The 22,742-nt window shown below is 60.2% G+C and carries 16 protein-coding genes; 5 read left to right on the plus strand and 11 right to left on the minus strand.

The window, feature by feature from the left end; all coding sequences use genetic code 11:
* Window positions 1-3 precede the first annotated feature (3 nt).
* Both BJL95_RS14700 and BJL95_RS14705 read left to right on the plus strand, forming a co-directional pair.
* Complete coding sequence (locus BJL95_RS14700) at window positions 4-3,024, plus strand: response regulator (RefSeq protein WP_071158962.1); 3,021 nt, start codon at window positions 4-6, stop codon at window positions 3,022-3,024.
* Window positions 3,021-3,941 carry a diguanylate cyclase gene (locus BJL95_RS14705; RefSeq protein ID WP_071158964.1) on the plus strand — a complete coding sequence of 307 codons (921 nt, stop codon included), beginning with the start codon at window positions 3,021-3,023 and terminating at the stop codon, window positions 3,939-3,941. The genes BJL95_RS14700 and BJL95_RS14705 overlap by 4 nt, the downstream gene beginning before the upstream one ends.
* Before the next feature lie 6 nt (window positions 3,942-3,947).
* Here the strand turns inward: BJL95_RS14705 and BJL95_RS14710 are convergent, their stop codons facing one another.
* The 6 genes from BJL95_RS14710 to BJL95_RS14735 all read right to left on the minus strand — a co-directional run bounded on the left by BJL95_RS14710 (window position 3,948) and on the right by BJL95_RS14735 (window position 13,335).
* A complete protein-coding gene (locus tag BJL95_RS14710) occupies window positions 3,948-4,796 on the minus strand; it encodes a hypothetical protein (protein WP_071158966.1) in 849 nt (282 codons plus the stop codon).
* Window positions 4,797-5,044: 248 nt separating this feature from the next.
* Window positions 5,045-7,075 carry a methyl-accepting chemotaxis protein gene (locus tag BJL95_RS14715; protein WP_071158968.1) on the minus strand — a complete coding sequence of 677 codons (2,031 nt, stop codon included), beginning with the start codon at window positions 7,073-7,075 and terminating at the stop codon, window positions 5,045-5,047.
* 135 nt (window positions 7,076-7,210) lie between these two features.
* Entirely contained in the window at window positions 7,211-8,998 is a 1,788-nt protein-coding gene (locus BJL95_RS14720; protein ID WP_071158970.1) for a sigma-54-dependent Fis family transcriptional regulator, read from the minus strand.
* A 97-nt stretch (window positions 8,999-9,095) separates the two neighbouring features.
* Window positions 9,096-11,762: a hybrid sensor histidine kinase/response regulator gene (locus BJL95_RS14725; protein WP_083386053.1), complete on the minus strand. Its 2,667-nt coding sequence runs from the start codon at window positions 11,760-11,762 to the stop codon at window positions 9,096-9,098.
* Entirely contained in the window at window positions 11,741-12,205 is a 465-nt protein-coding gene (locus tag BJL95_RS14730; protein WP_071158974.1) for a hypothetical protein, read from the minus strand. Before BJL95_RS14730 ends, BJL95_RS14725 begins: the two co-directional genes overlap by 22 nt.
* Window positions 12,202-13,335, minus strand: a complete 1,134-nt coding sequence (locus BJL95_RS14735) for a hypothetical protein (protein ID WP_064024933.1) — start codon at window positions 13,333-13,335, stop codon at window positions 12,202-12,204. The genes BJL95_RS14730 and BJL95_RS14735 overlap by 4 nt, the downstream gene beginning before the upstream one ends.
* Window positions 13,336-14,163: 828 nt before the next feature.
* Between BJL95_RS14735 and BJL95_RS14740 the strand changes: the two genes are divergently transcribed.
* Both BJL95_RS14740 and BJL95_RS25205 read left to right on the plus strand, forming a co-directional pair.
* Window positions 14,164-14,343, plus strand: coding sequence for a hypothetical protein (locus tag BJL95_RS14740; protein ID WP_071158976.1), 180 nt, complete (start codon window positions 14,164-14,166; stop codon window positions 14,341-14,343).
* Window positions 14,344-14,393: 50 nt separating this feature from the next.
* A complete protein-coding gene (locus BJL95_RS25205) occupies window positions 14,394-14,555 on the plus strand; it encodes a hypothetical protein (RefSeq protein ID WP_157197825.1) in 162 nt (53 codons plus the stop codon).
* Window positions 14,556-15,119: 564 nt separating this feature from the next.
* Here the strand turns inward: BJL95_RS25205 and BJL95_RS14750 are convergent.
* The 5 genes from BJL95_RS14750 to BJL95_RS14775 form a co-directional block, all read right to left on the minus strand.
* Entirely contained in the window at window positions 15,120-16,019 is a 900-nt protein-coding gene (locus BJL95_RS14750) for a formylglycine-generating enzyme family protein (protein ID WP_071158980.1), read from the minus strand.
* Window positions 16,020-16,273: 254 nt separating this feature from the next.
* Complete coding sequence (locus BJL95_RS25945) at window positions 16,274-17,899, minus strand: formylglycine-generating enzyme family protein (RefSeq protein ID WP_368086607.1); 1,626 nt, start codon at window positions 17,897-17,899, stop codon at window positions 16,274-16,276.
* 163 nt (window positions 17,900-18,062) lie between these two features.
* On the minus strand, window positions 18,063-19,511 hold the full coding sequence (locus tag BJL95_RS25770) for a hypothetical protein (RefSeq protein WP_175463722.1): 1,449 nt from the start codon (window positions 19,509-19,511) through the stop codon (window positions 18,063-18,065).
* A complete protein-coding gene (locus BJL95_RS14770; protein WP_071158988.1) occupies window positions 19,508-20,467 on the minus strand; it encodes a MoxR family ATPase in 960 nt (319 codons plus the stop codon). The genes BJL95_RS25770 and BJL95_RS14770 overlap by 4 nt, the downstream gene beginning before the upstream one ends.
* Before the next feature lie 29 nt (window positions 20,468-20,496).
* Window positions 20,497-21,834: a TIR domain-containing protein gene (locus tag BJL95_RS14775; protein WP_071158991.1), complete on the minus strand. Its 1,338-nt coding sequence runs from the start codon at window positions 21,832-21,834 to the stop codon at window positions 20,497-20,499.
* 344 nt (window positions 21,835-22,178) lie between these two features.
* Between BJL95_RS14775 and BJL95_RS25215 the strand changes: the two genes are divergently transcribed.
* A complete protein-coding gene (locus BJL95_RS25215) occupies window positions 22,179-22,610 on the plus strand; it encodes a hypothetical protein (RefSeq protein WP_175463723.1) in 432 nt (143 codons plus the stop codon).
* Window positions 22,611-22,742 lie beyond the last annotated feature (132 nt).

Here is a 22,742-nt window from a genome sequence, read left to right on the forward strand (position 1 = left end):
CCGATGCGTGTGTTACCCGACTTCGCGAACTGGTCGCTGCGACGCAAACTGGTCACCATCATCATGTTGAGCTGCGCGGCCTGCCTGCTGGTCAGCCTGTCGGTGATGGCAGTCAGCTCGGCGGTCAGCCGATACCGAAGCGCGTTGCAACAAGTCTCCGGCCTGGCCGACGTGCTGGCGGAAAACGGCCAGGCCGCGCTGGTTTTTTCGGACCGGACCGAAGCCAAGCGCCTGTTGGCCTCTCTCAAGGATCACACCGAAATACTGTCGGCCTGGATGATCGCCGCCGACGGCACGGTGCTGGCCAACTGGAATCCGCGCGGCGTAATCACCGCGCCACCCGCCGACTACGGCGTCCCGACACAGGAAATGCGTACCAACTTCTGGGAGAGACGCGCCGACCTGTATATTCCCGTCGTGCGCAAAAACGAACAGATCGGCTACCTGCTGCTGCAAGCCGATTTCACCCAGCAATGGAACGAACAACTGACCGATTTGGGCAAGGGCTTGGCCGGCGCCGCCCTGGCCTTGACCGTGGTGTCGCTGTTGGCGCTTCGCCTGCAACGGGTGATTTCCCGGCCGATCGAAGAGCTGGCGACCACGGCTCGATTGATCGCCCACGAAAAAAACTACAGCTTGCGCGTGCCGCGACACGGTCGCGACGACATCGGCGAGTTGGTATTGGCTTTCAACAGCATGCTGGAAGAAATCCAGCTACGCGACAAAACGCTGACCGACCATCGCGACCGCCTGGAAGAAGAAGTCGCCCAACGCACCGCCGAATTACTGCTGGCCAAGGATCAGGCGGAAGCCGCTTCGCGCTCCAAGGGACTATTCCTCGCCAATATGAGCCACGAGATCCGCACGCCGATGAACGCGATCATCGGCCTCTCCGATCTGGCCTTGAACAGCAATCCATCGACCAAACTGCGCGACTACCTGCACAAAATCCATACCTCGTCGCTGGCCCTACTCTCGATCACCAACGACATCCTCGATTATTCGAAAATCGAGGCCGGCCGGATGGAACTGGTCGTCGAACCCTTTAATATCGAGGAAGTACTGGAAAACGTCCTGAATCTGTTCATCGTCCGCGCCGAGGAAAAAGAACTGGAAGTGGTACTGGAACTCGACCCCGCCACGCCGCCTTACCTGAACGGCGACGCGTTGCGGCTCGGCCAAGTGTTAAACAATCTGGTCGGCAACGCGGTCAAGTTCACTCAACGCGGCGAAATACACATCAAGGTCACACTGGTCAGCGCCGAACCCGGCCGGGTCATGTTGAATTTCGCGGTACGCGATACCGGCATCGGCATGACCGAAGATCAGGCCGCCAACCTATTTCAAGCCTTCACCCAGGCCGACGGCTCGATTACCCGCCGTTTCGGCGGTACCGGCCTGGGCCTGACCATCAGCAAACGCCTGGTCGAAATGATGGGCGGCGATCTGTCGGTACACAGCGAAATCGGCCGCGGCAGCCAATTCGAATTCTCGCTGTGCTTCGACTATCCGCGGGAACCCGGCGCCGCGGTGTTGTCCGGCAACCTGCACAGCATGCGGGTGTTGATCGTCGACGACCTAGACATTTCCCGGCAGATGCTCAGAGAGATTCTGCAAGCCTGGGGTTTCGAGGCCGCCGAAGCCGCCAGCGGCGACGAGGCCTTGTTGTGCCTGCGCAAAGCCAACGACAGCGGCCGCGACTTCGAACTGGTGTTGCTGGACTGGAAAATGCCGGGACTGGACGGCGTTCAAGTCACCCGCGCGATCAAGGACATGGTGAAGCGTTCCGAAATCCGCCACGCGCCGGTGGTCATCATGGTTACCGCCTTCAGCCGCGAAAGCCTGTTGAACGCGGCCGGCGACGCGATACCCGACGACATTCTGGTCAAACCGGTCATGCCTTCAATGTTGTTGGATGCCGTCACCCGCCTGCAAGGCGGCAAAGTCTTTCCGACCGCCGAGCAAGCCCGGCCGCAATTGGCGACGCTGGCCGCGCCGATCCGCGGCTCCAAGCTCCTGTTGGTCGAAGACAACGAAATCAACCAGATCGTGACCTGCGAATATTTGCAAAATGCCGGCCTGGAAGTCGACGTCGCCAACAACGGCCGCGAAGGCGTCGCCGCGCTGAGCAACAAGCGCTACGACGCGGTACTAATGGATTTGCAGATGCCGGAGATGAGCGGCATCGAAGCCACCCGGCTGATTCGCCAAAACCCGGCTTACGCCGACCTACCGATCATCGCGATGACGGCCGCGGTCCAGGAGCGCGAGCGCAACGAGTGCTACGCGGCCGGCATGAACGATCACGTCGGCAAGCCGGTGCTGCCGCAGACGCTGATCGCCGCGCTATTGCGCAATATCAAGCCATCGGCGGCATCGACGCAGCCCGACGCAAAGTCGCCGGACAACTGGCCGGACGACAACCTGGCCGCCGAGTTGCCTGGTTTCGACCCGGAATACCTACACTTGGCCATCGGTAGCGACGCCAAACTGCGCCGCTTGCTGGAGCACTTCGCATCGGCATTCGCCGGTGCGGCCGGCCAGTTCGATCCGCTCTGGCGGGATGACGCGACCGCCGCCGCGAATTGGTTACACCATTTGAAGGGCGCGGCCGGCGCGGTCGGCGCGATCGAATTGAGCCGCGCCGCCGGTCGGCTGGAATCCGATTTACAACAGGAAGTCAAGAGCGCCGCCGCCAAAGCGGAGTTCGAGCAAACCTTGGCCGCCACCTTACAAACCATTGCCGACTATCTCACCGACGAAAGCGATGTATCCAACGCGAACGGCGATTACCCTACCGCCGCCACCTTGGCCGCCCGCTTGCGGGCTTTGTTGGAGGGCAGCGATTACGTGCCGCGCGATTTGATCGAACACCTGCGCTACACGGTGCCGAGCGCCGACGGCCGCAGGCTATTGAAGCAAATCGAGAAACAAATCGAACTGATAGACTACCGGCAAGCGCTCGCCGCGCTGACCGACCTAGAAACCCTGGTCCAGCGCCATTTGACCGGAGAACATCGATGAACGCCGATACGCCCAAACCGCTAATTCTGATCGTCGACGACACCCCCACCAACATCCAGGTGCTGGCCGAAAACCTGATCGGCGATTATCGGATCAAGGTGGCGGCCAGCGGCGCGGCGGCGTTGGAAGCCGTCGCCAGCCAGGGACCGCCGGACTTGATTTTGCTGGATGTCATGATGCCGGACATGGACGGCTACGAAGTCTGCCGCCATCTGAAAGCCAATCCGCACACCAGCCGAATTCCGGTGATCTTCGTCACGGCCTTGAACGGCGCGAACGACGAGGAACGCGGCCTGAACCTGGGGGCGCTGGATTACATCACCAAACCGTTTTATCTGCCGGTCGTCAAGGCTAGAATCCGCAACCACATCCGGTTGAAACAAGCCACCGACCTGCTGGAAACGATGGCCTGGATCGACGGCCTGACCGGCATACCCAATCGGCGCCGCTTCGATCAAGCCTTGGAAAGCGAATGGAAACGCGCCCAACGCAACCAGACCCCATTGGCCGCCGTGTTGGTGGATGTGGACTTTTTCAAGGCTTATAACGATCATCACGGCCACGGCGCCGGCGATTTGTGTCTGAAGCGGGTCGCCGGCGAACTGGCCGACGCCACCGGCCGCTCCGCCGATCTGGTCGCTCGCTACGGCGGCGAGGAATTCGTCGCGCTACTGCCGGAAACCGACGCCGACGGTGCTCGTGCCCTGGCCGAGCATTTTCGTCAGCGTATCGAAGCCCTGCACATCCCTCACGCGCAATCGGAAACCTCGCCGTGGATTACGATCAGCGCCGGCAGCGCCGCATTAATACCGCACACCGAGCAAGCCCCGTCCGAACTGTTGGACGAAGCCGACCGCAGGCTCTACCAAGCCAAGGCCGCCGGCCGCAATCGGGCCGAGGGCGGCCCAGCGGCCTGAGTGCGATCAAGCGGCCGCAGCCCCACGCCGAGCCAATCCGCCCAACCAGGCTAGACCGACCAAGCACAGCCCGCCGGCCGCCGGCAACGGCACCGAACCGACGTAGTAATCGCGGTTGTGGTACTCGTAACCCAGCGCGCCGTTATAGGTTAGGTTTTCCATGTAAAGCTCGCGCTGCATATCGTCGGCGGCAAATTGCAGCACCCAGTTCGCGCCGTCCCACGCATAATTAACACCAACCAGATGCAAGGCTTGGTAAGTTCCGCATCCCTCGGATATGCAAACCAGAAGCGGCTCGTCGGCCACCAGATCGCCAGCTTCGACACTACCTTCCGAATTCAGCGCCACGCTGCGATAAGCCCCGCCGGCCGCCAATGCCTGATCGTTCAACTGAAAATTCAGCACATCCGGATAGGTCGTGTCGCCAAGATGCATCAACACGGACTTGTCCACGGGTGTCACGTGCTCAAAGTACAACGCCGCGCTCCCGCCGCCCGTGCCGTAGCGCGAAGCCAGCTTCAGCCAAACCGTCCCGGCCAATGGCGTGCTTTCGTTGATTTGCGCCTGGGCCGCGGCTTCTTGAAGATTCAACACCGGATAATCCGAAATATCGACCGCGGCGGACGGCGCGATCAGCGAATAGCGCAGCAAGTAACCGTCGAAGGTACCGGCCTGATAGCGAAACGCGGCGATCCCGGCCAAATCGAAATCGCTTTGGTCGACGACGCTGCAATCGGCCTCATCCAGGCAGTCCTGGATAGCCGACGGCAGCGACTGGAGGTCGCCGAGCGTGGCCGCTTGCAGCGGCGCGTGCAGCCAGCAAAATCCGGCGACAATTGATAATTTCTTAAGCATGTTCCACTCCTGTTGATGTCCTTGTTCGAATCGGTATGCCCACCGCTGTGTTCGGCGCCCGCCGATCGCTCTAGCAGGCCAGACCAGTGTAGAGTCATTCCGGGCATTCCGCCAGCGCCCCGCGAACATCCGGTTCCATCAAGAATCGGCCACGATGAAAAACCGGGCAGGGAAGGAGTTTGGCCGGGATTATCGGCGTTCCGGCGCGGGACATCCGCGCCATGTCCGACGCCGTCCATGACAAGGGCTTAGCCGCGATAGGTGGACGCGTGATTAAAGAAGTCGAAGCAGGTTTTCAAGCCGTTAACCGCCGCCGGCGATAGCGATTCCGGGAACTTGACGCCGTAATGATGTTCGTCGTCGACGACTTTATACCAGACGATCCGGCAATCCAATTCCAGCGGCGCCTGGTGCGCGTACTGATCGATGTTGTCGTACGGAATACGCAACTGAACGGCGATGGTTTCATTCTCCCCGCACGGCAGCGGCAGCGGTAAACGCAGACAAGCACCACTCATGCTGAAATCGGCGGTTACCCCGTCCAGACTTCTATTCTTCGCATCGATATGCGCCAGTAGATAATGGCTGGTGCGAGGAAACCGGCGGTGTTCATTGGGGATGGGCGTCGTTTTCCTGTTGGCATCGAAACTGAAATGCTCCAGCATGGCCCGCAATTTTTCGGTGACCACATACAGGTCGTCGCTGACGGTCCGGGTGATATGTACTTTGGATTCGTTTTGACCCAAGGCTTCGAACAAAGCCTCGACACGGGTCTGCAACCGGGACACGTTGTCCAGTTGATTGCGGGTGACGTCGGATATTTGTTGCGCGGTCGACGCGTTTTCCTCGATCTGGCCGACAATCCGGTGTATCACCACGCTGGTCGACTCGGCTTTTTCCATGCCTTGCTGAGTCGCCTGAATGATCGACGTCATCGCCAGCGTGTTTTCTTCGATGATCTGGGTCAGTTCGGCGATGATGCCGGCGATTTCGGCGGTCGCGCCGGACGCGTTTTGGGCCAGCTTCCGCACCTCGTCGGCGACGACGGCGAAACCGCGGCCGTACTCTCCGGCCCTGGCCGCTTCGATCGCGGCGTTGAGCGCCAACAGATTGGTTTGCTCGGTGATGTTGCGGATGGTCGTGGTAATGTCCTGAATTTGCCGATTAGCCTGACGCAACGCATTGGTTTTGGCCTCGGCGCTTTCCACTTCGCTGACGACCCGCCGCATCTCGTCGAGATTTTCACTGACCGCCAATAGCCCTTGTTGCGCGGTGTCTTGGGTTTCCAAGGTGCGCTGGCGAATAGTAAGCGTAAAGCGCTCCACTTCCTCGGTGGAAGCGCGCAACGCATCGGTCGCCTGCCGTACTTCGGTGGAACGGGCCTGCTCGGAACGATTGGCGTTGGAAATATCGCCGGAGATGTTGGAAATCTGATAGGACGATTGGCCTATCTGCTTACTGGCCATGCTGATTTCCCGCATGTGACTGGCCAGGGAGGCGCCCATCATCTTCATGACCGCCAACAAACTCGCGCTATCGTGTCGCGCGGTTCGCACCTCGATATCCAAATGGCCGCCGGCAATCGTCCGGGCAATGTCCGTCGCGTAGCTGGGTTCGCCGCCCAGCACCGCGAACAGTCTGCGCATCAGCCAATAATTGGCCAGTACGATCAGCAACAAGGCCAGTCCGGCCACCGTCGCGCTGACGGCGAACATGCGGCTTTGCATGTCCCGTTGCCGTACCGATGCGGCATTGACGCTTTGTTGCAAGCGCTCAGCCAACTGGTCCAGACTCGTGGCCAAACTGGCCGAAGCGGCATCGAAGCCGTCGTTCGGCGCTTTCATGATCAGATTGCCGGCTTCGCGGCCATCGCGAAAATAGGCATTGGCCATGCGTTCGCCGGTGGCATACAGATTTTCGACCGAGCGATCGGCATCGGCGATCGCCGCGCGCAACTCCGGCAGCATCGTCGATAACTCGGCAAGTTCGGCATGCGCGGCGGATTTTTCTTCCCGCGCTACGCCGTAATCGTCTTCACCGACCACCGACGCATCGGTCAGGAATTGTTGTATTTGCACGACGTGGTAACGCACATCCTTGAACGCCAACGACGCACGCATCAAGCGCTGGTTGTCGGTTTCGGCGCTTTGCAGTCCCTCGTGGGTGATCCAGACCACGGCATTCCCAACGATTAGAATCAACGCGACGCCGGCGGTCATCGCCACCAGCAATTTGCGCAACGAAAAAGCTTCGGTCCCGGAATGGCCGTTCCCAGTCATAGTGCAGAGCCCAATTAAAATGCGTCGAGAATATCAGCGAACAAGTGTAGTCCGAGAAAGCCGAGTCGCTAAAGCGACTTGCCGACGCACTAAGGGCTTAGTCCGCCGAACCGGGCTAAGCCTAGCCGAACGCTGTTAACGCGGCAGCGGTTTAACGATACCGAGCCTTTCCATTCGCGAGCGCAGTGTCGTGGACGGCACGCCGAGAATTTTGGCGGCGCCCTGATTGCCGGCGATCCGCCACGAGGTAGCGTCCAGCGCGCGCAGAATATGGGCGCGCTCGGCGTCGTCCAGCGTCGCGATCGGCGCGTTGGCCTGCACCGCACCGCCGCTAGCGTGCACGCATTCGACGTTGGCCAGTTGCGAACCGTTGGTCAGGATGACCGCACGCTCGATGATGTGTTGCAATTCGCGGATATTGCCGGGCCAAATGTAGCTTTGCATATCCGACATCAAGCGCTCCGGAATCGCGGTGATTTTCTTGCCGAACTTGGCCGCGTATTTGTTGATGAAATGCTTGACCAACGGCGGTATGTCTTCCTTGCGTTCGCGCAGCGGCGGCAAATGCACCGGAAACACGTTCATCCGGTAATACAAGTCGGCGCGAAATTTCCCTTCCTGGGAAAACTGGGCCAGATCGCGGTGGGTCGCGGCAATCACCCGCACGTCGCACTTCAAGGTTTGAGTGCCGCCGACCCGCTCGAATTCGCCCTCCTGCAACACGCGCAGCAGTTTGGCCTGAATTTCCAGCGGCAATTCGCCGATCTCGTCCAAAAACAAGGTACCGCCGTTGGCCAGTTCGAAACGCCCCAATTTGCGGTTGATCGCGCCGGTAAACGCGCCTTTCTCATGGCCGAACAATTCGCTTTCGGCCAAATTTTCAGGAATGGTCGCGCAATTCAGTTTGACCAGCGTCTTGGATTTGCGACCGCTCAGATTATGAATGGCCCGGGCGATCAACTCCTTACCGGTGCCGGTTTCGCCGGTAATCAACACCGTCGCGTCGGTGGCGGCCACCTGCTTGACCAGCGCCATCGCTTGGCGCAAACCGACCGAATTGCCGATCAACTCCTCGCCGTCACGGCTGGCCAGCACTTCTTCCTGCAGGTACAGATTAATGCCGCGCAAGGTGTTGCATTCGGCTTCGGCCTCCTCGCGGGCCTTGCGCTCGTTAATGTCGCGCAGAATCAGGATATACAACTGCTGGCCGGCGGCTTCCACCCGCGATATCGTCGCTTCGATCGGGAAATTGCCGCCATCCGCCCTGACCGCCGCCATTCCTTCGGAAAGCCAGATGGCCTGTTTATCGGGTACGCCGTTACGAAAATTGGTGAGGGTTTTGTTCAGTTCCGGCGCTAAAAACCGGTCGACCGAACGGCCTATCGTATCGGCGGCCTGACAGCGAAACATTTGTTCGGCGGCCGCATTGAACAGCGTGATTCGGCCCGCTTGGTCCAGCGTCAGAATCGCATCCATCGCATTTTCGAAGATGCGCGACAACCGCTCTTCCTTTTCCTGCAACTCCAATTTCAGCTTTTGCAGCGTCAGATGGGTCCGCACCCTCGCCAGCACTTCTTCGTGCTGAAACGGTTTGGTGATGTAATCGACCGCGCCGACGTGAAAGCCCTTGACCTTGTCGGCGGTATCGGCCAGCGCGGTCATGAACAGCACCGGAATGTCTCGGGTCGCCGGAATCGCCTTCAAGTTTTCGCAGGTAGTGAAGCCGTCGATGCCTGGCATCAACACATCCAACAGAATCAAATCGGGGCGCTTGGCCACCGCCTGATCGACCGCCGCGTCGCCGGTTTCGGCGCTCAACACTTGGTAGCCGGCGTCCTCCAGCAATGCAGCCAATTCCACCAGATTGATCGGATTGTCGTCCACCAACAGCACGCAAGTGGCGGCCGCTAGATCGTTGTTCATGTCAATCCCCCCTGCGCCCACCGTTTACCCGCCGGGCCGGCGGCTCGCCGAGGAATCGCTCGGCGCGTTTCGATGAACGTATCTTCAAACGTAAGCCTCATTGCGGATTTTCGCTCAAGTATTCCCGAATGGCGGGCTCCAAACGCGCACCGGCCTGTTGCAACAACGCGAAATGGGCGGCCGCGTCGGCAAACTCCGCCGCCTGACCCTGGAGTTCCAGTTGCTGAGCGATCTTACCGAAACCGAACGCGCCGATGCTGTTGGCCGAGCTTTTCAAGGTATGCGCCGACATCCGCAACTTGGCGGCATCCTGGCTGTGAATCGCGCTTTCGACGTCGGCCAACAATTGCACCGATTGTTCCTGGAACATCGTCATCATTTTGCCCAGCAAGTTCTGGCGACCGCTGACGCGTTGCAGCGCTTCCCGCCATTCCAGGGCCGGTTCGGCCATCGGCTCGGCCACGGCGACCTCGCCCTCTTGATCGGTTTGCGCCAAATCCCAACGCTCGACCGTCGCCAGCAATTCCTGCTCCTGCACCGGCTTGGAAATATAGTCGTCCATGCCGGCGGCCAGACAGCGCTCGCGGTCGCCCTTCAACGCGTGGGCTGTCATCGCCACGATGCGCAGGTGCCGGCCGCTGTCGCGTTCGCCTTCACGAATCGCCGCAGTAGCCTGAAAACCGTCCATCACCGGCATTTGTACGTCCATCAACACCAAATCGAAGGGCTTGCCGGTCGCCAGGATGTCCAGCACTTCACGGCCGTTGTTGGCGACTTCCAACTTATGACCGCGCTCTTCCAGCAGCACCACCGCCATGTATTGGTTGACCGGATTGTCCTCGGCCAGCAGGATGCGCAGCGGCCGGGGCGGTTGGGCCAGCGCCGGCGGCGCGCTATCGGCGAAACGGGCATCGGTTTGACTCAGCGCGGACTGGATCGCGTTCCACAGCTCGGAATGCTTGACCGGCTTGCGCACGTATAAATTGACGCCCAAGTCGCGGCAGCGCTCAAAGTCGTCAGGCCGGTCCGCCGACGACAGCATCATGATCGTGACCGGGTCGAAGCGATGATCCTCGCGGATGCGTTGGGCCACGGTAAAACCGTCCATCATCGGCATCATCGCATCCAGCAGGACCATCGCATAGCGCTGTCCGCTATCGGTGGCCCGCGAACAACGGAGCGCGTCGATCGCCGCCTGGCCGTTATCGACGGTAGTCGGCAGCATGCCCCAATGGCTCAGGGTTTCCGAGAACACCCGCAAATTGATCAGATTGTCGTCGACGATCAGCACCGGCAAGCCCTTGACGTCGATTTCCGGCACTTGGACATCGTCAGCCGCCCGAACGTGGCGCTCGAATACCGCCGTGAAAAAGAAGGTACTGCCGCGATCCAGCTCGCTTTCCAGAGCCAGATGGCCGCCCATCAATTCCACCAGCCGCGATGAAATCGACAAGCCCAAGCCGGTGCCGCCGAATTTGCGGGTGGACGACGCGTCGATTTGGGCGAAGGCCTCGAAAATCAGGCGCTGCTTGTCGGCCGGAATGCCAATGCCGGTATCCTGCACCGCGAAGTGCAGACAAACCCGCTCGGCGTCGTGGTGTTCGGGCTTGACCTGAACCACGATTTGGCCGTGCTGGGTAAATTTGATCGCGTTGCCGACCAAATTAATGATGACCTGGTTCAAGCGGCCGGTGTCGCCGATCAAATCGTCGGGCACTTCCGGATCGATGCGCAGCATCAACTCCAGGCCTTTTTCGTGGGCGTGGCCGGCCAGCAACTTCAAGGTATCGCCCAGACTTTCCCGCAAGCGGAACGGCGCGTGGTCCAGCTCCAGTTTGCGGGCGTCGATTTTGGAAAAGTCCAGAATGTCGTTGACGATGCGCAGCAAGGCATCGGCGGAACTGTTGGCCATCGCCAAAAACTCGCGCTGGCGGGGCGTCAAGTCGGTCCGCAACGCCAGGCCGATCATGCCGATGATGCCGTTCATCGGCGTGCGGATTTCGTGGCTCATATTAGCCAGAAACTCGGTCTTGGCGCCGGCGGCTTGCAAGGCCGCGTCGCGGGCCGACAACAGCGCCTGGCGCATTTTTTCCAGATGTTCGGCCAAGGCCGCGACTTCGGTGATCCGGGTGCCGGTGCTGAAACTGCCGGTATGATTGCCTTCGGCGATTTGCTCGGCTTCGTCGCGCAACCGCTCCAGCGGCAGCACCAGCTTGCGGCCGAACAGGCCGACCACCAGCAAGGTCAAGCCCATGTAAGCCGCGACAAAATACCCGCTGCGCTGGTAAATCGTGTAAATCTCGCGACGAATCTGACTTTCGTCGAAACCCAGCCGCAAGGTCGCCGATTGGCCGCTGTCGGCGCTGACCGGCACCGCGACGAAGTAAATTCCGTCGCCGTGTTCGCCGAAGAAAAAATCCTCCTGAAACGCCTGCCGCGCGTTCAAAGCCACGTCGGCATGGACCTGCCCCTGTTCGGTGGCGATTTCGGCATAGGCCAGCCGGCCGTTCAGCAAAAATTCGCCCAGCAAGCCCTGCAATTCGCCGATGTCGCCGCGCGACAATCGCGGCGAAACCAGATTGCCGAACATCAATGCGTCGGAGCGCACCTGGTTGACGAATTGGGCTTCCATGCTGGGCTTGATGACCCGATAAATACCGAACAACAAAATCGGCACCAGCAATAAATGAATGCCGACCACCGCGACGATCATTCGACCGTTAAAACTATTAAAAAAGCGGCCTACTCGAGAGATCCTTGCCATAGTACGTTAACGGATTTGATGCGTTGGTTTGCCTTCACCTGATCTTCCCACAAATAAGTCACGGTGCCGGGGTGTTGTTGCAAAGCCTCGACCAGATGCTGGTAATCGTCGTAGCGCTCCGGCCGTTTGCCACCCAGGCGGAACACCACCGAGATGGTTTGGTTTTCGTAGGCGGTCGCCGACATGAACGCGACTTTTTGCAGAAAGACTTGATAAATCAAAGGATCGCTGGCGTTCACCAATGGCACCGGATGCTCGCCGTCTTTCTCCAACGGCACCCCTAGAAATAATTTACGCGCTTCCTGAACCGTCAGAGACGGCATCGCCGAATCGATGCTGGTCGCCAATACCAGGGACTGCCGGCTGATCGCGCCGGACCGCGCCGCGCCGAACAGCAGCGCCGCCGCCAAACTCGACCAAAATAAAGCGCGCCGGAGTCTCATGGGAATACCGCGCTCCACTGAAACATCACCTGGCCGTAACGGTCGTCGCGGATATGATCCTGCGAAGCTTCCACCTTCAGCGCCATATTGCTGTTGACCCGGTAGCGCAAGCCGCCCAGCAGCCTGTCCCGCACGTAGCGGGGAAACAGCGCCAAATAAGGATCGTTTTGACCGCCGCGCGTGCCTTCGATCCGGCCGATCAAGGTCCAATCGTCGGCGAACGCCCATTCGGCTTGCGCGTAGGCGTTAAAGAAACTGCCGCCGTTACGCAAGCCGGCGTCGTGCTCCAGGCGGCTGTTGGCGTAGACCACTTCGCTCAACAGATGCACGCTGTCCTGTTGCCAGTTGGCATAAGCGCCGGCCACGAATTGCTTCACTTCGCGCACGTCGTTGAGGTCCGACGGAATCTCGGTATAGGCACCGGAAATGCCGAACTCGTTGACGCCGAAACTGACCGGCTGATACCCCAAGCGGAAAGTGGCGCCCGGCCGATGCGAACCGCCCGGCTCGATCACGTTGAAGGCCGACAAACCGCGCTTCAGATACGGCCCGGCGCCGGCGCCAACCGAGTAATACAGGCCGGCTTCGTCGAATTGATGCACGCCTTCCCAGAACAAACCGGTCAAATGATTGGGGATCACGCCGCCCTGAGTTTCGAAGGCCATGATGCCGGGCCGGCTGGCGGTGTTCTGCAGAAAAGCGCCGTGATGGTACTGCATGTTCCAATAGCCGATCGGGTTGTGAAAGCGGCCCAGCCACAAACTGGACTCGCCCAGATGCAAACCGAACTGAATCCGCTCCAGGTTGTGGGTCTTGGTCGACACCAGCCACTCGCCGAGAAAGCGGAATTGCTGGTAATCGGCGGTGTAAAAGAAGTTCATCTCCGGGATCACTTCGCTGTTGGCCGGTTTCTTTTTCGGGCCTTGGTCGTAGCGGTCGATCACCGTCACGGCCGGGAATAACAGCATCTCGCCCCGGAAATCGCTGGAATCCGGAATCGCCAATTGTTCGGCATGACTGTGCCCGGCGGCACGGGCTGTCTGAGGAAACCCGCTCGGGCCGGCCAACAACAGCAGTCCGGTGTAACACCAGGCTAGGCGGATTCGAGTGATGAACGATCGGTTTCGCATGCGTTTTTGTTATTAGGCGGGTAATCCGGCATTCCATTGCTGGCGTTCTGTACGGCACCTGATTTTAAAGTCAATAGAATTTAGCACAATTCGCTAACAACTCGACGATATTTCGTAGCTCGCCGAGCCAATATCCTAACGAGCACGCTCTCTTTTCGTCCCAAAACTCAACCTCAAGGTGAAGGGAATGGCTTTAGCCGCGATAGCCGGCGTTGCGAAATCGAAGTATCGGTACCAAGTCCACCGACTTTCAGCGTAAAGTGGGCGATGGATTTCGCCGAATCGCATTGGCTGAGCGGAGCTGCGTTGACTGAGCCGAATCGCGTTGGCTGAGCGGAGTCGCGTTGGCAGCTGCGTTGGCCTAGGCCGAATCGCATTGGCTGAGCGGAGCCGCGTTGACTGAGCCGAATCGCGTTGGTTCAGCGGAGCTGCGTTGGCCGAGGCCGAACCGCGTTGGCTGAGCGGAGTCGAAGCCCACGCATTCGCGATCGAGCGGTTTCAACGACCCTCGGCCCAACCCAGTCGAACCCGACGACTTCATCGCCCGGACCGAAGCAGGTCGCCCTCCGGCGAAAACTCGGCGCAATCGGCATCGGCGGGACACGATATTTCGTATGCGTTACGAAATCCGGTAACCCATTTCTCCGTCGACAAGCATTTTCATCTAACCCGGCCACCCACACAAACACACAAAATACAAAAATATCAAACAGTTAAAAAATACCCAGCATTTCGGTCAAATTTGGCACTCGTCTTGCGATAACAGTACCGACAGACTTAACCAGTCTTCCAGACTATCGACAAACCGACATCGAGAGAGAAACCGCCATGAAAACCCAAGCCAAAACCAAATGCTGCCGCCGCTGCGGCACCCGTTTATCCCGCTGCGAACAAATCTACCTGGAAGGCGATCTGTGCGCGCTGTGCGACCAAATTCTCAGCGAAGCCATGGACATCTTCACCGCGCCGCGTCCCAAAACCAAGGGCGCGCCGCTACGCCACCTGTAACGCGCCCTATCCGGCGCTCGCTGCCACCAAACCATTTTCGGAGAACAACCATGCCGCTCGACAAAATAGCCAAGACCGCCGCTCTTGCATTCAAACGCTACGGGATTACCGCCATCATGATCGTGATCGGCGTGTTTCTGGCGACGATGAACGCTCCGGCCGCCACGGCCGACCAACCGACTGGCCAGAAGAATGTGAAAACCAGCACATAAACCGGCAAAATTTAACGAATTCAAGCGAGTAGACCTAACGATTGAAACGGGTCCGGCTACACTCCTAACTTAAGAACGGCACATCGCTCCGGCCCACGTCGGAGCGTCACCGGCCCGAGGCAACATCCACCGATTCATCCAAGGACGACAGCCTTAAGGCGACCACCCACCGGCGGCCGCCTTTTTTTTGCGCCTGCTTCGCCTGGCCCCCCATCGCACGACAGCCATTCGCCACGCGTGGTCGGAGTACAAACCTAGGTTTGTACTCCAGTGCGCCAAACCGGTCGGCGCGTCTAAACCTCGGCTCGGGGCTCGCTCCGCTGGCCCGGCCCGGCGGTCCCGCCGGGCCACTCGCTGCCTCAACGGGCCGGATGGACATCAGGCATAGCCGAAAGCCTTGGTTGCTCCTAACATAGGCGGGGTGAACACCACGGAGGCCGCCTTTTTTAACGCCCGGTTTGCGTGGGCCGGTCGCCATCCCACAGCGCACGACGGCCATTCCCATCGCGCCGCCGGAGTACAAACCTAGGTTTGTACTCCAGTGTGCCAGACCGGTCAGCGCGTCTAAACCTCGGGGCTCGCTCCGCTCGCCCGACCCGGCGATCCCGCCGGGCCACCCGCTGCCGGACCCGGCCGGATGGACCTCAGGCAAAGCCGAAAGCCCAGATTTTTGATAGAATGATCAGGCCGCGCGCCGCCGCGAAAGGCCGAGCGCGTCCTCCTGGCTCCATTGTTCCAGGAGCCGCCGCGAATCGCACCGGGCAAATCTTGGCTCGTCGGCCCTAGCGGATCGACCTGCACTTTTGCACTGTAGTCGCGCCGCCCATCCTTGCACCACTCCCATACATTGCCATGCATCTCGCGCAAGCCCCACGGGTTTGCCGGCAAGCTCCTCACCGGTACAGTCCCGGTCCGTTGCCAGTACCTGCCCTGTTCGTCGCTGGCATAAGGATAATTGCCGTCGTAGTTGACTTGCGCCGTAGTGATGTTGGCGCCGAAGCTGAACGGCGTCGTGGTGCCGGCCCGGCAGGCGTATTCCCATTCCGCTTCGCTGGGTAGATCGGCCTGGCAACCGGGCAGTAACACTTGCAGTTTTCCCAAAAACGCTTGCACGTCCAGCCAACTGACCTGTTCCACCGGATTGTTTAGGTCGTTTTTGAACAGGCTTGGGTTATTGCCCATCACCGCAAACCATAAAGCTTGGCTGCAAGCGGTGTCGGCCAGCCAGAAACCCTGGCTGATCGTCACCGGGTGCTGCGGGCCTTCGTTGTCATACCGTTCCGGCTCGTCGTCCGGCGAGCCCATCAAAAACGTGCCGGACTCTATCCAACGGAACAGTTGCGTCACCACACCCACATCTCCGCCATCAACCTCGATAGCCGCCCAAAGCCCATAGCGATCATCCCCCCAGGCACTGGCAAACGGCGGCGGAAACGGGTCGGGGAAGCGGGCGGGGTCTATCATCGTGAATTACCGGGCTGGAAAATTGGTCGGTGACCGACGCAAACTGGATAATGCTTCAGGCGCCGCTAAAGCGCCTCCTACAGGGGCCGGCGACCCATGCAACGCGGAAGAGGCGCCTGCTAAAGTCGGCGGCGGCCATTGAGTTTTGCCGGCCGGCAGGGGGTAGGCAAAAACCGGGAGCGCTTCGGTCGCGGTTGCGCGGGGGTTAAACTCGTGTTGCGGTTGCAGGGCCAATATCGCGAAAAAGTGCAGGGTCATGATCGGCGTTTCGGTTTGGGGTCCGGTTTGAAAATCGCGGCCAGTTTGTCGGCAAGCCAGCCCCGGCCAGTCTCACCCACCCGAGGCGCGCGTGGGCTCGCCCCGCCCGGCGATCCCGCCGGGCCACCCGCTGCCTGACCGGGCCGGATGGACCTCAGACAAAGCCGAAAGCCCAGGAAGAAGTTGGCGTAGTCGGGCCGGTTCGCGAGGCGGTAGGCCGAGCGCGTCCACCAGGCGTAGAAGAGCCAGGAGCCGCCGCGAATCACACGGGGCTGATCTTGGCCTGTCGGCCCGAGCGGATCGACTTGCGCCTGCGCGCCGTATTCCCGCCATCCATCCTTACACCATTCGTACACGTTTCCATGCATTTCGTACAAACCCCACGGGTTGGCCGGCAGGCTCTTGACCGGTACGGTCCGCTCCCGGTACTCGCCCTGCTCTCCACCGGCATACGGGTAATTGCCGTCGTAGTTGACTTGCGCCGGCGTGATGTTGGCGCCGAAACTGAACGGCGTAACCGTGCCGGCCCGGCAGGCGTATTCCCATTCGGCTTCGCAGGGTAGATCGACTTGGCAATCGGGCAGCAAGGCTTGCAGCTTTTCCAGAAACTGTTGCACATCCAGCCAACTGACCTGTTCCACCGGATTGTTCGGGTCGTTTTTGAAATGACTGGGGTTATTACCCATCACCGCTAACCACAAGGCTTGGCTGCAGGCAGTGTCGGCCAGCCAATAGCCCTGGCTGATCGTCACCGGGTGTTGCGGGCCCTCGCCGCTAGACCGCTCCGGCTCGTCGTCCGGCGAGCCCATCAAAAAAGTCCCCGGCTCTATCCAGCGGAACGATTGCGCGGCGGTGCCGTGCGGGGTGACCACCAGCAACTCGGCCAATACGCCGTATTCGTCCAGATAGTAGGTCACGCCGGAGGCGTATAGGCCATCCTGAAAGATACGCCCTTGGTCCTTAACATGCGGGGCCAGCGATTTGCGGAGTTGTTTTTCGATCAGCACGTTTTGGCCGCTGCTATTTTTTGCCACCTTCAATTCATAATCCCGCCATCGCCATTCCTTGCCGCAAAAGTCCGGCGCGACGACGGTCAGACAACTGGATTCCACCAACCAAGCCGCCGCCCCTCGCGGCCTGCCGACCCGCAGCAGTTTCAAGGTCTCGCTGCTGGTAGTCAACGTGATTTCGTTGGCGTCGTTCAGGCTGCAAATCCGCGCGGACACCGCAGGCAACGGTAACCAGGCGCTACGCCCGGCGCAATCGATCCGCACGCCGCCGCCATCCACGCTGAGCGGATCGCCGAATGCGGTTTGCCTGGGCGGATTCGCCAGCACGGGCTTAAGCGTGATCGCCTGTTGCCGGGCGTCGCGGACCAATCGGCAGGGCACCGACCCCACGCCGCGCAAACCGGCCAGCACGGCCGGATCGAGCCAATCCGGCGCTTGCGACAAATCACCAGTCGCCTCGGCGATCGCCGAAACCAACGGCGTCAGCAGTTGCGGGTAGGTTTCGGCCATGCGCCGGTCGGCGCGCTTGACGATGTCTTGCGCAATCTGCCACCAGACCCCGGCTTTTTCGGCGGCGTCCGCCTGGGCCAGGGTTTTCGCCAGTTGCCGCATGAAGGTTTCGGCGGCTTGGGTTCTAAGGCGGGTTTGCTCCGGCAATGCCGCGTCGTCGCACGCTGCATGCGCCCGCCACAACAAGGTTTCTTCGTGATTCAGCACCGCGCGCAAATGGGCGTGATGCTTAAAACGCAAGGCTTCCAGGTCCAAATGGACTTTTTCAAGACTTTCGGAAAAGTGCGCCAGGTGGCGGGCCTGGGCTTCGCTGCGGATATGGGCGGCCGCACCGGCCTCGACGTCGGCATGGCACCAGAACGCGCCTTCCAAGCCGGCGTTCAGCGGCGCACGCGGGTTGAGCCGGCGCATCGCCCGCAGCAAGGGCGGATCGACGCGGCGAGTGACGGCGGCCATCGCCAGCAGCTCGGCCAAGCCGGCCGGCTCGGCCGGGCCGCCGCCGAAGGCGCGTTCCGGGTGCATCCGGGCGTCCGGACTCCAGCGTAACAGCGACAGCGCCTTGGGCAAATCGCGGTCGAGCTGGTCCGCGCCCAGCGGCAGCAAGGCCCAGGGCCGAGTTTGCGCTTGGCTCAATTGGCCGATGAAGCGCAGCCAGGCGTGATGGGTGGCCGACTGCGCGCCTTCCAGCAAGCCCAGGTCGCTGACCAGCAACACCGGCGTGCCGGCGGCCGGCATAGCCGCCGAAGGCGCGTTCCGGGTGCATCCGGGCGTCCGGACTCCAGCGTAACAGCGACAGCGCCTTGGGCAAATCGCGGTCGAGCTGGTCCGCGCCCAGCGGCAGCAAGGCCCAGGGCCGAGTTTGCGCTTGGCTCAATTGGCCGATGAAGCGCAGCCAGGCGTGATGGGTGGCCGACTGCGCGCCTTCCAGCAAGCCCAGGTCGCTGACCAGCAACACCGGCGTGCCGGCGGCCGGCATCCGCCAAGGCCGTTTGGCCGGCAGCGGGCCGTGGCTGCGCTGTTCTTCCAACCAGTCGCTCCAGGGATTCAGCGGCCCGTGGTTGACGATGCGCAGCGAGATGCCGCTCTCGCCGCATTGGCGCAGCAGGCGATCGGCCAAACGATGCATGTCCTGCCGGTAAGGCCACAGCCGCTGGCAAAAATCCAGCACCACCACCCATTGCGGGTGCCAGGTTTGCAGACGCCGGCGCGGCAAATGGCGCGGCAGTTGCTGCCCGGCGATTTGCCGGACCAGCGTCGAAACGTCCAGCCCGCCCAGCCGATCGTGGGCCAGATGGCGTTTCAAGGCCGGCAGCAGGCGAGCCTTGGGCACCAGGTCTTCATAATCGACCAGTCGGCGTTCGGCCAAGGGTTTGGCGTCGTCCTCGCTAATCGGCTCGACCGCGAGTCGCGGCGTTGGGTCCGGCTCGGCGGCCGGCGGCTCGCGGGTGTACCGTTCGGCTACCACGTGCGCGAACGGCATTTGCAGCGGGAGTTTATAGGGGCTGGCCGAGATCGCGGCCGGCGGGTTGCGGTCCGGTACCACCACGGTTTGGGCCGCGAGCGCCGGCTCGGCACGCGGTTGCTCGCGGTAGGCCAAGCCGTGTTCGCCGGCGTCGTCCAACACCAACAGCGGGCGCGGCGCGCTGGCCAATAAGCGCAGCAGATCGGCGCGGGCCACCGCGCCTTGGGCAGGCGCAAAGCCGGCAGGTTTCACTCGGCGTCCGCCGCCGGCTGGCTGGCGATTTGCGGCGCGCGGCCTTGGTCCTGTTCGGCATGCTTGACCAGCGCGTAGGCGCCCAGGCGTTGCAGCCAGTCGATTTGGCTTTGCTGGCGTTGTTGCGGGTCCGCGATGGCTTCAGTCAGTTCGTGCAACGCGGTCAGCAAATCGATGTACTCGGCCAGACCGACTTTCGGATAGCCGGCCGATTCGGCCACGTGACGGTCGGCCAGCACTTGCTCGGCGGCCAGCAAGCGGGCTGCGTCGCTTATCGCCAGATGGCGATGCACCCGGCCGCGCTCGATCAGCCAATCCTTGAAGGCCCCATCGGCTTTGGGCGGATTCAGGTTCAGCACCGCGCAACGGCGGATGAAGGCCGGCGGCAGTTCGCGTTCTTCGTTGGTGGTGATGACGATCAGCGGCCAGCGCCGGTCGGGCGCGCGCACCGTCAGATCGGCCAGCGGCGGCACCTCGAAGCTGCGGTTGCCGAGCACGTCCAGCAAGGCGTTGGGCAGGTCGGCGTCGGCCTTGTCGATTTCGTCGATTAGCAGTACCGGAATCGCATCGGCGTGGTCTTGCAGGCATTGCACCGCCTGCCACAATCGGCCGGGTTTGACGTATTTTTTATTGGTCTTGTCCAACTGTTGGATTTGCGCGTCGGCCAGGCGCTCGACCACATCGACCCGGTACAGCAAATCCAGGGCCTCGAAGCGCGGATGTATCACTTCGACCCAGGGTTCTCCTCCGTTCAAATGCCGGGCCGCCGCCCGCGCGATCTGGCTCTTGCCGCTACCCGCCTCGCCGCGCACCAACAACGGCCGCCGCGCCGCGAACGCGAATATCAACGCATCGATTTCCGGCTGACTCCAGTAGTGGCCGGCGGCGGGGAAGCGGTCGCTGGACGCTAATTCAACAGCGGATTTTTCCACCAAATTTAAGAAAGGGTTCGTCATTTACAATTTCCTATCGCTTGTAGGTCGGGCTAGATGTTTTCCATCAGTTCCCATAATTCGAATATATGCGCGATCAGCGTGTTGGCATCCATTGCCAGTATTTCATTGCAGATTTCTTTGGACGGTAAGAATAAAGGCAAACTGTAATTCTTAGAAACCTCAACAGCGACGCCGGATGGCGGCGAGCCGCGCACCACCAGGGCAAGGCTCAAGTTCCGTTTTTTGATGTCTTTTATTCGGTTTTTTAACAAAGCCTTTTGTTGATCAGTCAGGCCATCAGAATCCAAACACAGTTGAGGGCTGAGTTTGGAGTTTTTGAATAGTGCGTTAAATACCGCGCATTCCAGCGATCCAGTCAGGTTCTCGCCATTGGGTAAGGCGTCGGTGTCGAGCACCCATTCCGGTCTTGGTAAGCTTGGAATATCGGCAGGGTCCGGCGCCTTCAGAATTAGCGTCCCGCCGAACAGCGCATTGACGATGACCGCGCACACGATGTTCTGATCATACGGAACCTCAATGACCTCGGCACCCAGACGTTCCATATTTGCCTTGGCGACTACCGCATCCACCGCTTGACGCGCCGCGATACAGTAAAGCAAAGCAGCCGCCTCTTCCGCCGCTGTTCTGTTCAGAGTTGGCGGTTGTTCCCGTAACGCCTCCCGAACCACAAAGAAGAGCTCGCCGATTTCGTCCTCCCCGCTACGACTTGCACAAAAGAACCGAATTAAATCCGCCGGTTTTCGAAGGGTTGGAACGCTCGAAAAATATTGGGGAAGGAATTTCTGAATACTCTGGACGAAAGATTCTGCTTCTTTAGTTTCCAACTTTTTAAGGGTTGTCGCGTCATGAGCGCAGACGGTTGGAGACGGCGTTGGAGCGACTTCTGATGCTGCCTGGAAATTTAGGTCTTTGGTGTAATGATCTTTGGGCTTGCCTTCGTTGAGCGCCAAACGTCTTAAAATCTTAGTGGCGAATTGCTCGGGTGACTTATCATCAAGCTCTGTGTAACCCGCATCGTACAGTTCGGCAATTTCCGCGCGGTCAAACCGAGTCAACATAACGTCGTCGTCACGGCGATTCTTTATCAGATCGAATATGGCGTCCCATTCCAATCCCGGCCATTCTTTCTGTAAATAATCTTGGCAAAGAACAACAACGACCAAATCAGACTCATCGTGATAAAACCTAGGTAGATAGCGCCCGAGTCTTGCCCGACTAAATTCTTCCTCATGATATTCGTCATACAGGATTTTCTCTTCGCCAAACCTCTCCGCCAAGATCCGCGCGGTCTGTTCAACGAAAGGTCGCTTTTCGCCGGCAAACGAAAAGGCGATGCGAAAACGTTTGGGAGGGGTGTCGGTGGCCATGACGCTGAAATTTCCTGGATTCGAATGGGCCGCATTCTAGCTCAAGTCTAGCCAGCCCGATCGGTTTACAGCCCTGCCTATGCTCAACCTCCTCCGCGCTTTTTTAACAGACTACGGAGAGGTTTACGGCAGCGCTCGCTCGGCCAAAATCCAGACATCGCCCACCGCAACGGCCGATCGAGTGAATACTTCACAGACAACGCGGGACTTGGGCTTATACCCTAAGTTGCGAGGCTAGGCCGTCGCGTTGGCGAGTTTAGTTTCCGTTGCTCGAATCTTACCGACGCGATGCAACGCTCATCACGCCCTGAAAACCCAAACTTTGCTTTTGACGAGGTATCACGATGAACAGATTAATAGGCGGAATATTGTCCTTACTCTTGATTAGTCCGGTGGGCATGGCCATGGAAAGCAATGGTTGGTGTGCGCCGGAATTCGCTAGCTGCGACGGCGGCGGAGACTTTGGCGGCTGGAGCAGCGGCGGTGGTGATTTCGGTGGCTGGGGCGGCGGAGGTGGCGGCGGTTTTGGCGGCTGGGGGGACGGTGGCGCTTCTTGGTTACCCGGTTGCCGCGATTCCGCCGATTACAATCTGGCTCGCGCCGCCAAGTATGTCGCGACCCGTTGCCAAAACGACGGCGGCGAGGTGTATATCGATGGGGCTAACGGCTGGATATACGGCGTGGAGTGCACGATCGACGGGGTGTCGGACTACACCAGCCTGGGCACGCCGGCCGAGTGTTATATCTCGTGCGCCTATGACGGCAGTTGTCAATAACGAGCCTAAGCAGCCGTTCGACGTAAACCTAGGCTAGGCGAACGGCTGGTCCTAAAAAAACCGTTCGAACGCGTCAATCCGTTCGTGCCGAGCTCGTCGAAGCACGAACGGATTTAAATCCTCACCCATTTG

Source organism: Methylomonas sp. LWB, from assembly GCF_001856095.1.
In the GTDB taxonomy this organism is placed as follows: Bacteria; Pseudomonadota; Gammaproteobacteria; order Methylococcales; family Methylomonadaceae; genus Methylomonas; species Methylomonas koyamae_A.

What these genes read in the sequence shown, in the direction of transcription:
- BJL95_RS14725 (WP_083386053.1), bottom strand. Translation starts at nt 11,762, where the DNA reads ATGGCAAGGATCTCTCGAGTAGGCCGCTTTTTTAATAGTTTTAACGGT.
- BJL95_RS14710 (WP_071158966.1), bottom strand. Translation starts at nt 4,796, where the DNA reads ATGCTTAAGAAATTATCAATTGTCGCCGGATTTTGCTGGCTGCACGCG.
- BJL95_RS14715 (WP_071158968.1), bottom strand. Translation starts at nt 7,075, where the DNA reads ATGACTGGGAACGGCCATTCCGGGACCGAAGCTTTTTCGTTGCGCAAA.
- BJL95_RS14700 (WP_071158962.1), top strand. Translation starts at nt 4, where the DNA reads ATGCGTGTGTTACCCGACTTCGCGAACTGGTCGCTGCGACGCAAACTG.
- BJL95_RS25215 (WP_175463723.1), top strand. Translation starts at nt 22,179, where the DNA reads ATGAACAGATTAATAGGCGGAATATTGTCCTTACTCTTGATTAGTCCG.
- BJL95_RS25945 (WP_368086607.1), bottom strand. Translation starts at nt 17,899, where the DNA reads ATGCGGCAACTGGCGAAAACCCTGGCCCAGGCGGACGCCGCCGAAAAA.
- BJL95_RS14750 (WP_071158980.1), bottom strand. Translation starts at nt 16,019, where the DNA reads ATGATAGACCCCGCCCGCTTCCCCGACCCGTTTCCGCCGCCGTTTGCC.
- BJL95_RS14770 (WP_071158988.1), bottom strand. Translation starts at nt 20,467, where the DNA reads ATGACGAACCCTTTCTTAAATTTGGTGGAAAAATCCGCTGTTGAATTA.
- BJL95_RS14720 (WP_071158970.1), bottom strand. Translation starts at nt 8,998, where the DNA reads ATGAACAACGATCTAGCGGCCGCCACTTGCGTGCTGTTGGTGGACGAC.
- BJL95_RS14740 (WP_071158976.1), top strand. Translation starts at nt 14,164, where the DNA reads ATGAAAACCCAAGCCAAAACCAAATGCTGCCGCCGCTGCGGCACCCGT.
- BJL95_RS14735 (WP_064024933.1), bottom strand. Translation starts at nt 13,335, where the DNA reads ATGCGAAACCGATCGTTCATCACTCGAATCCGCCTAGCCTGGTGTTAC.
- BJL95_RS14730 (WP_071158974.1), bottom strand. Translation starts at nt 12,205, where the DNA reads ATGAGACTCCGGCGCGCTTTATTTTGGTCGAGTTTGGCGGCGGCGCTG.
- BJL95_RS25205 (WP_157197825.1), top strand. Translation starts at nt 14,394, where the DNA reads ATGCCGCTCGACAAAATAGCCAAGACCGCCGCTCTTGCATTCAAACGC.
- BJL95_RS14775 (WP_071158991.1), bottom strand. Translation starts at nt 21,834, where the DNA reads ATGGCCACCGACACCCCTCCCAAACGTTTTCGCATCGCCTTTTCGTTT.
- BJL95_RS14705 (WP_071158964.1), top strand. Translation starts at nt 3,021, where the DNA reads ATGAACGCCGATACGCCCAAACCGCTAATTCTGATCGTCGACGACACC.